The 14,259-nt window shown below is 68.7% G+C and carries 14 protein-coding genes; 4 read left to right on the top strand and 10 right to left on the bottom strand.

The genetic code is table 11. From position 1 onward, the window contains the following. The first annotated feature begins 77 nt into the window (after positions 1–77). Entirely contained in the window at positions 78–1,160 is a 1,083-nt protein-coding gene (locus ACYVIO_RS09160) for a LacI family DNA-binding transcriptional regulator (protein ID WP_460650226.1), read from the top strand. 162 nt (positions 1,161–1,322) lie between these two features. Continuing rightward, complete coding sequence (locus ACYVIO_RS09155; RefSeq protein ID WP_460650225.1) at positions 1,323–2,564, top strand: MFS transporter; 1,242 nt, start codon at positions 1,323–1,325, stop codon at positions 2,562–2,564. Here the strand turns inward: ACYVIO_RS09155 and ACYVIO_RS09150 are convergent. The 6 genes from ACYVIO_RS09150 to ACYVIO_RS09125 all read right to left on the bottom strand — a co-directional run bounded on the left by ACYVIO_RS09150 (position 2,538) and on the right by ACYVIO_RS09125 (position 6,944). After that, positions 2,538–2,924, bottom strand: a complete 387-nt coding sequence (locus ACYVIO_RS09150) for a hypothetical protein (protein ID WP_460650224.1) — start codon at positions 2,922–2,924, stop codon at positions 2,538–2,540. The two genes, ACYVIO_RS09155 and ACYVIO_RS09150, sit on opposite strands and share 27 nt — an antisense overlap. 1,495 nt (positions 2,925–4,419) lie before the next feature. Continuing rightward, positions 4,420–4,941: an NYN domain-containing protein gene (locus tag ACYVIO_RS09145; protein ID WP_460650223.1), complete on the bottom strand. Its 522-nt coding sequence runs from the start codon at positions 4,939–4,941 to the stop codon at positions 4,420–4,422. A gap of 4 nt (positions 4,942–4,945) precedes the next feature. Continuing rightward, positions 4,946–5,320: an Rv3654c family TadE-like protein gene (locus tag ACYVIO_RS09140; protein ID WP_460650222.1), complete on the bottom strand. Its 375-nt coding sequence runs from the start codon at positions 5,318–5,320 to the stop codon at positions 4,946–4,948. Further along, entirely contained in the window at positions 5,317–5,724 is a 408-nt protein-coding gene (locus ACYVIO_RS09135; RefSeq protein ID WP_460650221.1) for a TadE family type IV pilus minor pilin, read from the bottom strand. Before ACYVIO_RS09135 ends, ACYVIO_RS09140 begins: the two co-directional genes overlap by 4 nt. A 51-nt stretch (positions 5,725–5,775) precedes the next feature. Further along, positions 5,776–6,015, bottom strand: coding sequence for a DUF4244 domain-containing protein (locus ACYVIO_RS09130; RefSeq protein WP_460650220.1), 240 nt, complete (start codon positions 6,013–6,015; stop codon positions 5,776–5,778). A gap of 101 nt (positions 6,016–6,116) precedes the next feature. Beyond that, a complete protein-coding gene (locus tag ACYVIO_RS09125; RefSeq protein WP_460650219.1) occupies positions 6,117–6,944 on the bottom strand; it encodes an aldo/keto reductase in 828 nt (275 codons plus the stop codon). A gap of 94 nt (positions 6,945–7,038) precedes the next feature. On the opposite strand from ACYVIO_RS09125, the gene ACYVIO_RS09120 reads away from it, so the two are divergent. Further along, on the top strand, positions 7,039–8,106 hold the full coding sequence (locus tag ACYVIO_RS09120; RefSeq protein WP_460650218.1) for an ArsR/SmtB family transcription factor: 1,068 nt from the start codon (positions 7,039–7,041) through the stop codon (positions 8,104–8,106). Here ACYVIO_RS09120 and ACYVIO_RS09115 read toward each other — a convergent pair. From ACYVIO_RS09115 to ssd, 4 genes are all read right to left on the bottom strand, one after another. After that, on the bottom strand, positions 8,095–8,910 hold the full coding sequence (locus ACYVIO_RS09115; RefSeq protein WP_460650217.1) for a type II secretion system F family protein: 816 nt from the start codon (positions 8,908–8,910) through the stop codon (positions 8,095–8,097). The two genes, ACYVIO_RS09120 and ACYVIO_RS09115, sit on opposite strands and share 12 nt — an antisense overlap. A gap of 109 nt (positions 8,911–9,019) precedes the next feature. Further along, positions 9,020–9,823 (bottom strand): type II secretion system F family protein, encoded by an 804-nt coding sequence (locus ACYVIO_RS09110; RefSeq protein WP_460650216.1) that lies wholly within the window; start codon positions 9,821–9,823, stop codon positions 9,020–9,022. Continuing rightward, positions 9,820–10,980, bottom strand: a complete 1,161-nt coding sequence (locus ACYVIO_RS09105) for a TadA family conjugal transfer-associated ATPase (RefSeq protein WP_460650215.1) — start codon at positions 10,978–10,980, stop codon at positions 9,820–9,822. Before ACYVIO_RS09105 ends, ACYVIO_RS09110 begins: the two co-directional genes overlap by 4 nt. Continuing rightward, on the bottom strand, positions 10,977–12,299 hold the full coding sequence (gene ssd, locus ACYVIO_RS09100) for a septum site-determining protein Ssd (protein ID WP_460650214.1): 1,323 nt from the start codon (positions 12,297–12,299) through the stop codon (positions 10,977–10,979). Before ssd ends, ACYVIO_RS09105 begins: the two co-directional genes overlap by 4 nt. A gap of 214 nt (positions 12,300–12,513) precedes the next feature. Between ssd and ACYVIO_RS09095 the strand changes: the two genes are divergently transcribed. Continuing rightward, positions 12,514–14,253 (top strand): glycosyl hydrolase family 18 protein, encoded by a 1,740-nt coding sequence (locus tag ACYVIO_RS09095; RefSeq protein WP_460650213.1) that lies wholly within the window; start codon positions 12,514–12,516, stop codon positions 14,251–14,253. Positions 14,254–14,259: the final 6 nt, after the last annotated feature.

Genomic DNA, 14,259 nt, shown 5'->3' with positions numbered 1-14,259 from the left:
CCCGCTGAGAGCGCTCTCAGGTCTACCGTTCGATGCACCTTGCGCCACCAGCGCGCCCTGAGGAGAGTGCACCGCCGATGAGCCTGCTGAAACCCACGATCGAGGACGTCGCACACCTGGCCGGCGTCTCCCGCGCGACCGCCTCCCGCGTGATCAACAACGTGCCCGGGGCGTCCGGCCCGTCGCGCGAACGGGTCCACGCGGCGGTGACGGAGCTTGGGTACCAGCCCAACGAGACCGCCCGCGCCCTGGCCACCGGCCGTCAGCGCGCCATCGACGTCATCGTCGTCACCTCCGATCCTGGCGTCGGCTGGCTCGGAACACACCCGTACATCAGCCGCGTCCTGGCGGGTGTGATGCCCGTCCTCCAAGGCGTCAACGCCCAACTGCGACTGCACGCGGTCCGCCAGGACACTGCTCCCGACGAACTCGACGACATCGCCTCGAACACCACGCTCGGCGCGATCTTCGCCGACATCACACCGGCCCTCACATCGCGCTTCTACCGTCGCTGTCGCCGTACCGTCTCGCTGGTACGCACCGATTCACCGGTACCCGGCCTGCAGGCCGACAACGTCGGCGGCGCGTACGAGGCGGTCAACCGCCTTCACCAACTGGGCCACCGCCGGATCGCCACCATCAACGGGCCGGCTCTCAACCCCTGCGCCATCGACCGGCGGGCCGGATACCTGCAAGCGACCCAACGTCTTGGCCTGGCCGACCTGAGCGCAGACGGCGAATTCCGACGCGAGGGCGGCTACGACGCCGCGCGGCAGTTGCTCGAGCAGCATCCCGACATCGACGCACTGTTCGTCGCCTGCGACCTGATGGCCGCCGGCGCCGTTCAGGCCATCACCGCGAGCGGCAGACGGGTCCCGGACGACGTGAGCATCATCGGCTTCGACGACAGCATCGCCGCCGTCTGCAGCAATCCGCCCCTGACCACGATGCGGCTGCCCGTCGAGGAGATGGCCGCAACCGCAGCACGTCTGCTCCTGGCCGGCGGGCCGGCGCACGGCCACCGGCAACACTTCCCGGTCGATCTCGTCGTACGGGAAAGCACCCGGGAACGGACAACCGGGCGTCGCCCAACGACCGCTGCCGACGTAGGCCGGCGTACGCCCGGACCGTCCGGACGCCACGGCGGCTCGGGGTGGTGATCGCGATCGGGAAGGAAGCGGCCGGCCTGCGGCTGCTGGAGGGCAACGATCGCGCGCTCGGTTCCAGGCCGGCCTGTCGGACCCGGTCTGGTCGCCGGTGCAACGGATTCACGACGGTCTGGTGGACCGTCGGGTTCAACTTTCTGAACGCGGGGAGCGCGTGTGGGACTCGCTGACCCGGCTCAGACCTCGGATCCCCAGGCGGCGCGTACGTCGGCGCTGCGGCTGACGCTAACCTCGCCGTTGTACCGCGGTGCCACCATCGCCTTGTTCCTGTCCGGCCTCGGCTTCTCGGCAGCCGCACCGCAGATCGCGTCCTTCCTCGTCAACGATCTGGGCGCCTCACTCACAGCCGCTGGGCTCTACTACCTCACCAGCCTGACCGCGCCGGTGCTCGGCTATCTGGTCGGGAGACGGTCGGACCGCACCGGCGCACGCCTGGGCCTGTTCCGGGTCTGTGCCGTAGCCGGATTCGCGGGTTGGCTGGCGATCGCGTTCTCCACCCAGCTGTGGATGCCGTACGCCATCAGCGCGATCGTGCTCGGCTTCGCCGGCGCCGCGACCTCGCAGCTCTTCGCCGCCATTCACGATGGCCTGGAAACGTCTCCGAACCCCAGCAACGACGGCGTGGTCGCCATCGTCCGGATGGCGCTCACCGGCGGCTGGGTCATTGGGCCGGTCGCCGGATCCTTCCTGGCAGCCCAGACCTCGTTGCGGACCATGCTTCTCGCAACAGCCCTCTGCACCCTCGCCCAAGTCGTCCCGCTCGGACTCCTCCGGCCGCCTCCACCGTCGACGGAGCAGACGCTCGAACCGCACCTCCGCGCTCCCGGCGTACGGGCGATGTTGCCGCTGCTCGCCTTCACCGGGCTCTACGTACTCGTCTACGCGGGAGAGCCGATCAAGTACGCGTACCTCCCCATCTACATGAACGAGCAGTTGCACCTCCCCGCCGGAATCAGTGGCGCGATCATCGGCATCCAGCCGTTGGTCGAGATCCTCCTGATGCCCCTGGCCGTCCTGGTGGCACGCCGCATCGGAATGATGCGGCTGATGCTCGTCGGCGCGGCGTTCGGTGTGGGCGCGAACATCTGCTTCGCCACGACTGCCACCGCCGCGGGCCTGTTCGCAGGCCAGATCCTGATGGGCGGTGTCTGGGGAGTCTTCGCCGCCCTCGGCATCATCGTCGCCCAACGCCTCCTCCCCTCAGCCGTAGCCACCGCCTCCGCCATCTTCCTCAGCTCAACAGCCCTAGCCTCCGCCCTGGGCGGCGCCAGCGGAGGCCTCGGAGTAGCCGCCCTCGGCCTCCCCCACGTCTTCCTCATCCCAGCCACCCTCAGCCTCCTAGCCGTAATCGGCCTAGCTCTCCTAACCCGCTCAGAGACAAGACAGGGCCCTCTCTAGCCGGCCACCCGGGCCGCTGCAGTCCAGCGCGGCGTTCATCCGCTCGTCCAGGGCCCGTCGGTTGCCCACGCCGATCAGCGGGTTCCCCAACGCGCGCTTGCCGACCTTCACGCCGACCATGTGCAACCAGCCACCACCCAGCGCGGTGTCACCGACGATGGTGGCCTCGTGCCCCGGCGAACCCTTGCCGCCGTGTTGCCGTCCTCGACCAGCTTCTTCGCGTTGTACGTCGCCGGCCGCCGCACCCCACGCGCCGCACACCCACCGCCGACTGCCGACTGCCGACTGCCGACTGCCGACTGCCGACTGCCGACTGCCCAAGATCTCGTGCGCGCGAACCGCACGCTGCAGCAGCCACACACCTGCAACCGACCAGAACACCGCGGACCTGGTCAACGACGACCGCAACGAGGCCGAGGGCTACAAACGGCACGCGGCACGGAGGGCGGCGCAGTCGGCGGTGGTTAAGGGGTTGGTGGTTAGAGGGGTTGGTGGTTAAAGGGGTTGGTGGTTAAAGGGGTTGGTGGTTAAGGGCGCCGTCGGCCAGGAGCGCTTCGACGGGGACGCCGTCGCGTTCGAAGGTGACTCCAATGACGGTCGGGATTCGCGGCACGCGGCACGGAGGGCCGCGTAGTCGGCGGCGGCTAGCGGGTTGGTGGCGAGGGCACCGTCGGCCAGGAACGCTTCGACCGGGACGCCGTCGCGTTCGAAGGTGACTCCTTCGACGGTCGGGCACGCGGCACGCGGCACGCGGCACGCGGCACGCGGCACGCGGCACGCGGCACGCGGCACGCGGCACGCGGCACGCGGCACGCGGCACGCGGCACGCGGCACGCGGCACGCGGCAGAACATACTCCGACCAAGAGATGGTCTAGCGGCGCCGCTTGGCCGCTGGCGACCGCGGCTGATGCGACGGCGGCTTCGTTCAGGCCACAGATCCGTGAGCACGTGCTGCTTGTGCGATGCGTCGGGCGCGGCGCCTCGGCGTTCATCCCTTGGGGCGCGAGCAGCGCGGAGGAACCCTTGATTGCAAGCGCTCGTAAGCAGTTGCAGCAGAACCTCACAGGCTGCTGGGCCCGTCGTAGCAGCGGGGTGCTGCTGGGCCTGCCGTGGCCGGGGTGCTGCTGGGCGATGTCGCCGGGGGACGGCGCGGGCGGTCTTCAGGAGTTCGATCGGCCGCCGTGCTTAAGTCGTCGTTCTGATGTCGCTGTTGTGAGCCTTGTGTCGTGCTCGTCAGATGGGCACTCACGCTACCGATGGGCCGGACCACAGCGCGACCTTTGGGGCCGTGGTCGAAACGCTGGTGGGTGGGGTGGTTGTGGGTGACCATGTGGCATGGACAGCGTTTGGTTGACCGGGGCTCGTTGGTGGTTGGGGCCGGTCGTGGGCGTGCTGGTGGGGCTGGTTGTTGGGGTGGGGGTGGGTGGGTTCACTCCCTGGGTGCTCGCGTTGTGTTGTGGGGTGTTGGTGGGCGGGCTTGCTGGTGGGCTGGTGGATCATCACGCTCGGACTCAGCGGGAACAGGTGCGGGCTGCGGTGGGCGCGTTGCCGATGGCGGTTCAGGTGGCTGGGTATCGGGCCACTCGGCGCGGGCCGGTGCCGAGTGAGTCGGACGTTGTTGATGCGGCCGTTCGGATTGCGAGGTACCAGCTGGCGTTGGCGCCTGAGCGGAAGGCGCTCTATTTGTGGATGCCGCTCTGCTTTCTGCCGGTGCCGGCGGTTCTTGCGAGTGCGGTGGGTGGGGACGTCTTCGCGCCCGTGTTTGCGGTGCTCGGAGGGATGAGCGTGCTGTGTGTGGTCGCCGCGGTCGCTCAGGTGGTGTGGTTGCCGCGACGGCTTCGGGAGCGGCTTCGGTTACTGGGGGTCGATGAGGGCGTAGAGCGTGCTGGGGCCGGTCGTCTGGGCTCCTAAGGGTTCTACGCGGGCTCGTAGGCCTCGGTCTGCGGTTACTACGGTGATCTCGCGGGTGGGGGTCTCGGCGGCAGCCTCGGCGACTACGTCGACGATGGTGTCGTCGCCGGAGTGCGGGGCCAGGACGACCTGGAGGGCCTGGTCGGGAGTGATGGCGTCTGCGGCCGGGCGGGCTGCTCCTTCGAGGATGACGGTGATGTCGGTGTCGGCGCCTGGGCCTTGCTGGTACGTGGCGAGGCTGGTGAGGAGACGGCGGGCTGCGCCGGCTCGGTCCTTCCACCAGCCGTCAGGGCGGGAGCCGATGACGTTCGCTGCGTCGACGACCAGCAACGGGCGAGAGCCGGAGGCCGCGGGGTTGGGTGAGCGGTCGGCTTGCCGCGGGTCTGGGGAATCGAAGTCGGGGGCCTGGAAGACAGGGGTGTGGGAGGTCGGCGTGCCTGAGGCATTGGGGTCGGGAGTGGTCACTTGGTCAGTTTGCCTCTGGGGTGGGGTTGTCGGTGGGACCTGCTCGGGACGTACTGGTGAGAGTGGGAGTGCCCAGGACGCCGAGGTTCAGGGGGACGGCGACCTTGATGGTGGCTGTGTCTTCCGTGAGGGTGCAGGTCGACAGGGTTGCTCGGTTTGTCGTGGCGATGTCGCGGGCTACTGCGCAGGGGTCGGGTGCTCCGGATTGGATGGCTTGGGCTGTACTGAGAGCCGTGAGGTCTGCGGCGGCTGTGGCTCGGTGGCTGGCCAGGGAGACTGCTGACCAGAGGGTTGCGATGGTTCCTGCGGCGAAGAGGAACAGGGCGGTCCAGAGGACGAGGAGGGTGGCGCCGCCTTGGTCGGTGCGGGGTCTGGTCATTGTTCTCCTGGTTCGGACTGCAGGGTGGCTTGGGCTTTCAGGGGGACAGCGGGTAGAGCAGCGAAGAGGGGCCAGTCGAGGCGTCGTGCGATTTCGACTGTCACCTGGACTTCGCCGTTGGTGGTGAGGATTTCGATGGAGGCATCCTTCGGGGCGGCTCGTCGGCCGATGGTTTGCGCGGTGTCGTCGGTCTCTCCTCGGGCTACGGCTCGCGCCACGTCGCGGGCGGCGTCGATGCAGCGGATGTTGGTGACGACCAGGCCGACGGCCCAGACGCCGGCGACGATCGTCGCCATCAGGACGGGGAAGAGCAGGGCGAGTTCGGCGGTGACGGTGCCGTGTTCAGTACGTCGTACAGCGGTACGACGGCGATGGCAGCGAGCGCGGCGGCCTGAGGGATCCATGGGACCGGGCGAGCCGGCCCGGACCTTGGTGGTCCGGGCCGACGTACGCCCTCAGACCTGGACGCCTTCGATGCCCGCCGACTGCAGAGCCCAGTTGATGATTGCCTTGAGCACCGACATCATCGCGTCGGACTTCAGCAAGGCGATCAGGATGCCGCCGAAGCTGCACGCGGCGACCGTGGCGACGGCGTACTCAGCCGTGGCAGCGCCTCGTTCGGTACGACGTCGGAGGCGACTGAACGCGGATCGTTCGGCGCGGGTGCGGCGGGTGGCGACGAGCTGGTGGGACATGGGGATCTCCTGATCTGCGGCCGGGCTGTCCGGACGGCTTACTGACAAGATGCCGCGACGGGAGCCCCTGCACAGAAGGAGACTTCAGGCTGGGGACAAAGTCAGCGAAGCGCGTCGAGGCGGTTCAGCTGAGCGTTGGCCACACGGAGATCGGCGGCCTGGGCGTTCTCGACCAGGTGTGCCTCGGAGCTGGTGCCGGGGATCGGCATCATGACGGGTGAGCGGTGAAGGAGCCAGGCAAGCGAGAGTTGCGATGGCGTAGCGCCGGTCTCGGTGGCGAGCTCGGCCAGGAGTCGCGAGGTCGCATGGTCGCCACCGGCGATGGGAAGCCAAGGAATGAAGGCGATTCCTTCGGTTTCGCAGTACTTGAGAACGTCGTCGTGGACGCGGTCGGTCAGGTTGTAGCGGTTCTGGACGCTAACGATGTCGACCTGGCGACGTGCAGTCTCCAACTGATTGACGGTGACTTCGGACAGGCCGATGTGGCGGACCTTGCCTTCGGATTGCAGTTGAGCGAGCGCACCCAATTGATCCTCGAGCGGGACGGCCGGGTCGATGCGGTGGAGCTGCAGCAGGTCGAGGCGTTCGACGCGGAGGCGGCGGAGCGACAGTTCGGCTGCCTGGCGGAGGTATTCGGGCCGGCCGACTGGCTTCCACTCCCCTGGCGACGGGCGGGTGTGGCCGATCTTCGTGGCGATCAGCAGGTGTTCGACGTACGGGTGAAGTGCTTCGGCGAGGAGCTCCTCGTTGGCACCGATGCCGTACGCGTCGGCGGTGTCGATGAAGTCGATGCCGAGGTCGACGGCTCGGCGGGCGACGCGGATCGCCGCGGTGCGATCGGCGACCGGGCGGTAGCCGGTGAGGCGCATCGCGCCGAAGCCGAGTCGGTGGATGGTGAGGTCGCCGATACGGGTGGTCGGGGTGGTCATCTGGTTGGTCCTCCCAAGCTGTGATCGGTTCAGCGTGGATGGACGTGGTGATGGTTCTGAAATGATTTAGCTGAGACTGAATCGAGGAGTTGGCATGCTGACGATCACGTTCACGGTCGAGGATCTGGCGCGGACGCGCCTGGCGGTGTCGCCGGTGTGGGAGATCGTCGCGAGTGTGCGACTGCTGAAGAACCCGCGGGCGCAGCACTTCCATCGACGCTGGGCGGAGGAGACCGGGCAGCGGATCGCGCGGGAGAAGCTCGAACTGGGGTTGCTCTTCGACCTGATCGACTCGCGGAGTTGGTACACGCCGGACTTCCTCACGGCGTCGCCGGCGGCGCCGGTACCGGATCTGGCGGCTGAGCTCGGGGCGTTGTCGCGGGTGCAGGCTGAGCAGGTTCGGGCGGATCTCGATGTGCTCGCGTACGCGCGGACGCATCCGGTGGGGTCGTTGGCCGAGGCTGGGCTGCCGCGGAGGTTGCGGAGGGCTCGGGCTGGCGAGCTGCCTTCGGAGGCCGTGGTGGGGTTGTACGACGACCCGGGGGCTGGGGTTGCGGTGCTGGTTGAGCAGTTGCAGGCGTACTGGGAGGTGGCGCTTGCGCCGTACTGGGGGCGGATTCGGGCTTTGCTGGAAGGGGATCTGCTGTATCGGGCGCGGCGGTTGGGGCAGGGTGGGCCGGCTGGGTTGTTCTCGGATCTTGATGAGTCGGTGCGGTGGAAGGACGGGGCGCTGCGGATCCGGCATCGGCGGTTTCACGGCGTACGGGAGTTGGCTGGGGAGGGGTTGCTGCTGACGCCGTCGGCGTTTGTGTGGCCGACGGTGTACTCGAGCACGATTCCGCCGTGGCAGCCGTCGTTGACGTATCCGGCGCGTGGGGTCGCGGCGCTTTGGGATACGTCGGTACGGCGGGCGTCGGCTGGGGTGGTTGGAGTGTTGGGGCGGTCTCGGGCTGAGGTGCTTGTGCAGTTGGACGTGCCGCGGTCGACGACTGAGTTGGCGGAGCGGATTGGGTTGACTGCGGGTGGGGTTTCGCAGCATCTGGGGGCGTTGCGGGCTGCGGGGTTGGTGACAGGGCATCGGGTGGGGCGGGTGGTGCTTTATGCGCGGACGAGTGTGGCGGAGGGGTTGTTGGGGGCTGGGGAGGGTGAGCTAGGGGGCTAGGTCGGCGAAGACGTTGGTGAAGGTGGTGGCAATGGTGGGGACTATGCCGAGGAGGACGAAGGCGGGGAGGAAGCAGAGGCCTAGCGGGAGGACGGAGCGGGTCTCGACGGTGCGGGCTTGTTCTTCGGCTGTCCAGCGGCTGGCTTGGCGGAGGTCGGCTGATTGGGATTCGAGGGTTGTGGCGAGTGGGGCGCCGGAGCGGAGGGCTCGTTGGACTGCTCGGGCGAAGGGTGCGCAGGTGGGTTCCTGGCGGAGGGTGTCCCAGGCGTCGATGGGGTCGGCGCCTAGGTCGAGTCTGTGTTCGAGTTCGGCGAGGAGGGTGGCGAGGGGGCCGTCGATGGCTTGGCTGACTGTGGCGATGGCGGCTTGGGGTGGGCGGCCGGCTCTTAGGCAGGCGGCTAGGAGGTCGACTGCCAGGGGGAGGTCGGCGGAGAGGCGGGCGTTGCGTTTGCGGGTTGCGGCTGGTTCTAGGCGGCTGAGGAATGTGGGGGTGGTCAGGTAGATGGCTGCGGCTGGGAGCAGGCTCCAGGGGATGGGGACGAGGAGGAGTGTGGCGGCTGTGAGGAGGGTGGCGGTCAGGCGGTGTAGGCGGCGGGTGCGGGTGGGTTGTGGGGTTGGTTTGAGGCGGTTGATGAGGCGGCGGTAGGTGGAGTGGGTGGTTGGGGTGGGGCGACGGAGGCGGCGGGGGCCGGGGCGACCGCGAGTGAGGAGGGCTGCGGCTATCGCTGCGCAGACGGCGGCTGCGGCTGGTGGGGAGGTGAGGGCGGTGGGCATGTTGCTCCGGGGGTTGAGGTCGGTGGCCATGCGGCCGGACTCAGTTGGCGGTGGCTGAGGTCGCGGCGGCCGGAAGTGAGTCAAAACAGGTCGAGCACGGGGTGGGTGGTGGTTGAGGTGGGTGGTTGGCGAACGGGGGTTAGGGGGTGGTGGCTAGGCGGTTGGTCCAGTGGAGGCCTGTTAGGGAGAGGGCGGTTCCTGCAAGTAGGCAGGATGTGCCGGGGAGGGTGGTGGTTAGGAAGGCGAGGGGGTTGGCGCCTAGGGCGTAGCCGAGGAGGGTGGCGAAGAGGGGGAGGACGGCTAGTAGGCGGGCTGTGGATTTGGCGGCGGCCAGGTTTGTGGTTCGTTGGCGGGTTAGGGAATCGTCGGCTCTTAGGGACGTGGCCAGGCGGGCGATGATGGTGGCCAGGGCTGCGCCGGAGTGGTCGGAGACTTGCCAGGCTGCGGCTAGGGGTTTCAGGGCTTCTGCGCCTGGGGATTCGGCGGCTAGGTGGAGGACTGCGGGGACGTCGCCGCCCAGGCGGGCGGCGGCTGCGGCGGGGCGGAGGTCGGGGCAGGCCTCGGCTGCGCCTTCGAGGGCTTCTTGGGGTGGGCGGCCTGCTGATAGGTCCGCGGCCAGGAGGTCGCAGGCTTGGATGATTTGGGTGCGTTTTTTCGTTGCTTGGGTGCGGTGGTGGGATTTTCGGCGTTGGGATATGGCTGTGGCCAGGGCTGTGAGTAGGACCAGGATGGAGGCCAGGGTTGAGAGGCCCAGGGACAAGCCGATGCTTAGGGCAACTATTACTGCGGCTGCCAGGGGGATGAGTCTTTTGCGGGCTGAGTGGGCTAGGTGGGTGGCGTCGGTGGAGGGGCGGGTGAGGCGGTGGAGGGCTCTGCCCTGGCGGGGGATGAGGGTGAGGACGGCCAGGAGGGTGAGAGTGGCTGAGAGGACGGCGGGGGTCATGCTGCGGCCCTGGAGATCAGGTGGGTCAGGTGGTTGGCGGCGGCGCCTAGTTCGACGGTGCCTTTGGGGGTGAAGCGGACGGCGGGGGCTGTGGTGAGGGTGCCGGACGGGGTGCGGGTGATGACTCGGATCTCGGCGACTCGGCGTTGGCCGGAGTGATCTCTGGTCAGGTGGATGACGGCGTGGAGGGCTGAGGAGACTTGGCTTTGGACAGCTTGAGGAGCTAGGCCGGCCAAAGCGCCTAGGGCTTCCAGGCGAGCGGGTACGTCGGAGGCCGAGTTGGCGTGGACTGTGCCGCAGCCGCCTTCGTGGCCGGTGTTCAGCGCGTTGAGGAGGTCAACTACCTCGGCGCCTCGGACTTCGCCTACGACCAGGCGGTCGGGGCGCATGCGGAGGGCCTGGCGGACGAGGTCTCGGAGGGTGATCTCGCCGGTGCCTTCTCCGTTCGGTGGGCGGGACTCGAGGCGGACTACGTGGGGATGGTCGGGGCGGAGCTCGCTGGCGTCTTCGACGATGACCAGGCGTTCGGTGCTGGAGACCGTCGAGAGCAGCGAGTTGAGGAGGGTGGTCTTGCCGGTGCCGGTGCCGCCGCTGATGAGGAAGGCGAGGCGGGCGTCGAGGAGGTCGCGGAGGACCGCGATTCCTTTTGGGGGTAGGGATCCTGCGGCTACCAGGTCTTCGAGGGCCAGGACTTTGCGGGAGGGGACTCGGAGGGACAGGCAGGTGCCGGGGGAAGCGATCGGGGACAGCACCGCGTGGAAGCGGGTGCCGTCGGGGAGGCGGACGTCGACGTACGGGCTGGAGTCGTCGAGGCGACGGCCGGCTGCGGCGGCTAGGCGGGTGGCGAGGCGGCGGACGGAGGGTTCGTCGCCGGTGCGGAGGGGGATGCGTTCGAGGCCGGAGCCGCGGTCGACGTAGACCTCGTTGGGGCCGTTGACGAGGACGTCGGTGATGCCTGGTTCGGTGAGGAGTCGGTCGAGCGGGCCGGCGCCGGTGGCTTCGCGGCGGAGCGCTTCGACGACCTCCAGGACTGTGGAGTCGCCGAAGACTGTGCCGTCGGCGCGGAGGGCTGCTGCTACGCGAGCGGGGGTTGGGTCGGCGCCTTGGGAGGCGAGCGTGCCTCGGACGCGGTCGAGGAGCTCGATGGAGACGGTCATGCGGCGAGGAGTCCGTACAGACCGAAGAGGTCCAGGAGTTCGCCTGCTGTGCGGCCGAGAGCGCCACGAGGGCGTGGGTCGAAGCGGCCTTTGTCCATCAGGGCAGGGAGGTCGCGGTCGAAGCGGAGTTTGGCTGCCAAGGGCAACGACAGGTGTTTGGCGACGTCGACTGCCGAGAGCCCGCCGAGGCCTGGCTCGCGGGCTACTACTCGGAGGTCGGTGGCGACTTCGCGGAGCGGGCTGACCAGGCGAGCGGCTGCTGCGCAGGAGCGGACGTCTCTTGGGACGACGAGGAACGTTGCTGTTGAGCGGACGAAGGCTTCTTCTGCGGCTGGGTCGGTACGGCGTGGGAGGTCGACGACGACGAGGTCGCTGCTGCGTTGGGCTGCGCCGAGGACCGAGCGCATGGCTTCGGGTGGGAGGGCGGTGACGTCGGAGCGGTCCCAGGAGAGGACTGCCAGGTCGTCGAGGGTAGGCAGGGCTGCTCGGAGGGCGGCTGCGCTGACTCGGCCGGAGGCGTTGAGGAGGTCGGGCCAGCGGGCGCCGGTGCCTGTTTCGCTGCCCAAGGCGAGGTCTATGCCGCCTCCCAGTGGGTCGCCGTCGATGAGCATGGTGCGTACGCCGCGGCGGCTGGCGGTGATTGCGACTGCGGCGGCCAGGGTGGTTGCGCCGGCGCCACCGCAGCCGCCGACGAAGGCGAAGGTGGTGGCGGCGCGCACTCCCCCGTCGAGGGTGTCGGCCAGGCGGTCGCCGAGGGCAGACTCCTCGCTCGGCAGGAGGTAGACACCTTCGGCGCCGATCGCCAGAGCTCGGCGAAAGATGGAGGCATCGTCGGGCACGGGGAAGAGCGGGTGGGAAGGGGCGCGGGAAGACGGGGAGGTGAGCCTGGCGCCGGTGGGGACTTGGTAGGGCGCGTCGGCCGGTGACGGAGAGGTGAGCCTGGCGCCGGTCGGGACTTGGTAGGGCGCGTCGGCCGGTGACGGAGAGGTGAGCCTGGCGCCGCTGGGGAGTTGGTAGGGCGCGTCGGCCGGTGGCGGGGAGGTGAGCCTGGCGCCGGTGGGGACTTGGGGCGGCGGGATCGCGGTGGCGGCTACCAGGACGCCGGGGCGGCGGGGTGGTTGGGTTCGGGCGAAGGGGTCGACGAGGTCGTGGCCGACGACCACCAGGGCTGCGGACTGCCAGTGGCGGCGTAGGCCGAGGAGGTCTTTCTCGACGTGTGGGGTCACCTCCGCGGCGGCGGAGAGGCGAAGCAGGTCGTCCAGCAGCATCTCGTCAGCGGTGGCCAGTAGAACCGGCGCCGGTAGCGGTGTGGTCTCCATGCCTACAAGGTGCCGTGAAAGCGCATCCCCTCCGGACAGTGACGGAATCCCTGTGGACAAAGGCCCTTTGGCGGGTTTCCGTCAGCAGCGGTAACCCGCCAGCGTGAGCCGGAGACCGCCGGGCCGACAAGAGTTACCGTTCCTTTCGAAGCGTCTTTAACTAAATGCTTCCCGCTGGACAACCGTGCACTGCTTCAGCTCCGGAGGACCGCCCATGCCTCGACTGCCTCTACTCGCCAGCACGGCGACAGTCGCCGCCACCGCCTTGATCGCCGCCGCGGGGATCTCGGTGGCGACCGCCGGCCCACCAGCCGGCTCGTCCGCTCCACAAGCCGCACCACAGGCCACCTCGGGTGGCGTGAAGACGGCGTACTTCGCCCAGTGGGGCATCTACGCGAACGCGTTCTACCCCAAGACCCTGTCCACCACCGGCGCGGCCGCGAAGCTGGACTTCGTCAACTACGCGTTCGCCAACGTCCACCCGACCAGCCACACCTGCTTCATGGCGAACAAGGCCGCCTCGCAGGACGAGACCAACCCGAACGCCGGTGACGGCGCCGGTGACGCGTTCGCCGACTACGGCAAGTCCTACGGCGCCGACATCAGCGTCGACGGCGTCGGCGACGTCTGGAACCAGCCGATCCAGGGCAACTTCAACCAGCTGAAGAAGCTGAAGGCCAAGCACCCGAACCTGAAGATCCTGATCTCGATCGGCGGCTGGACGTACTCCAAGTACTTCTCCGACGCGGCCTCCACCGACGCCAAGCGCAAGGCCTTCGTCAGCTCCTGCGTCGACATGTTCCTGAAGGGCAATCTGCCGGTCGTCGACGGCTTCGGCGGCCCAGGCAGCGCGGCCGGGATCTTCGACGGGATCGACATCGACTGGGAGTACCCCGGTTCGCCGAACGGTCACGTCGGCAACCACTACAGCGCCGCGGACAAGCAGAACTTCACCCTGCTGCTGGCCGAGCTGCGCAACCAGATCGATGCCTACGGCAACAGCGTCGGGAAGAAGATGTGGCTGACCGCGGCCACCCCGGCCGGTCAGGACAAGATCGCCACCATCGAGACGAACAAGATCGGCCAGTACCTCGACTACAACAACGTGATGACGTACGACATGCACGGTGGCTGGGACGCCACCGGGCCGACCAACTTCCAGGACCCGCTCTACCAGGCACCGAACGACCCCAGTACGCCGATCCCGCCCGGTACGGCGAAGTACTCGGTCGACGGCGCGGTGAAGGCGTGGACCACCGGCGACCCGGCGTACGGCATCCCCGGCGGGTTCCCGGCGAACAAGCTGACGATCGGATATCCCTTCTACTACAGGGGATGGAAGGGCGTACCGGCCACCGCGAACGGCAAGTACCAGACCGCGACCGGCCCGGCCGACGGCGGCGCTGCGAGCGGCAACGTCCCCGGCGTCTCCTTCTACAAGGAGCTCACCGGCTTCGTCGACAACCCGGCGTACAGCTTCTTCGACGACACCACGAAGGCGTCCTGGTTCTACCGCAACGGCACCTTCTGGACCGGTGACAACGCCCAGTCGATCAAGGCGAAGGCCGACTACCAGCACTGCAACGGGCTGGCCGGCGCGATGATGTACTCGATGGAGGCGCTCGACCCGCAGGTCACGCTCTTCAACGCCGTCGTCGACGCCGTCAACGCGTCCACCCCCGGCTGCAGCGGCCCGAACCCGACGCCCACGCCGACCCCGACGCCGACTCCCACCCCGACGCCCACGCCCACTCCCACCCCGACGCCGACTCCCACGCCGACCCCGACCCCAACCCCGACGCCTCCGACGGCGACCCCGTGGGCTCCGGGTACGGCGTACGCGACCGGCTCGCTGGTCTCGTACAACGGCGTCACCTACCGCTGCATCCAGGGCCACACCGCGTTGGCCGGCTGGGAACCCCCGAACGTCCCCGCGCTGTGGGGAAAGGTCTGAGGAGCA

Source organism: Kribbella endophytica (assembly GCF_054781295.1).
Note: the sequence above shows the minus strand (reverse complement) of the source record. Positions and strands in the feature narration are given on the sequence as shown.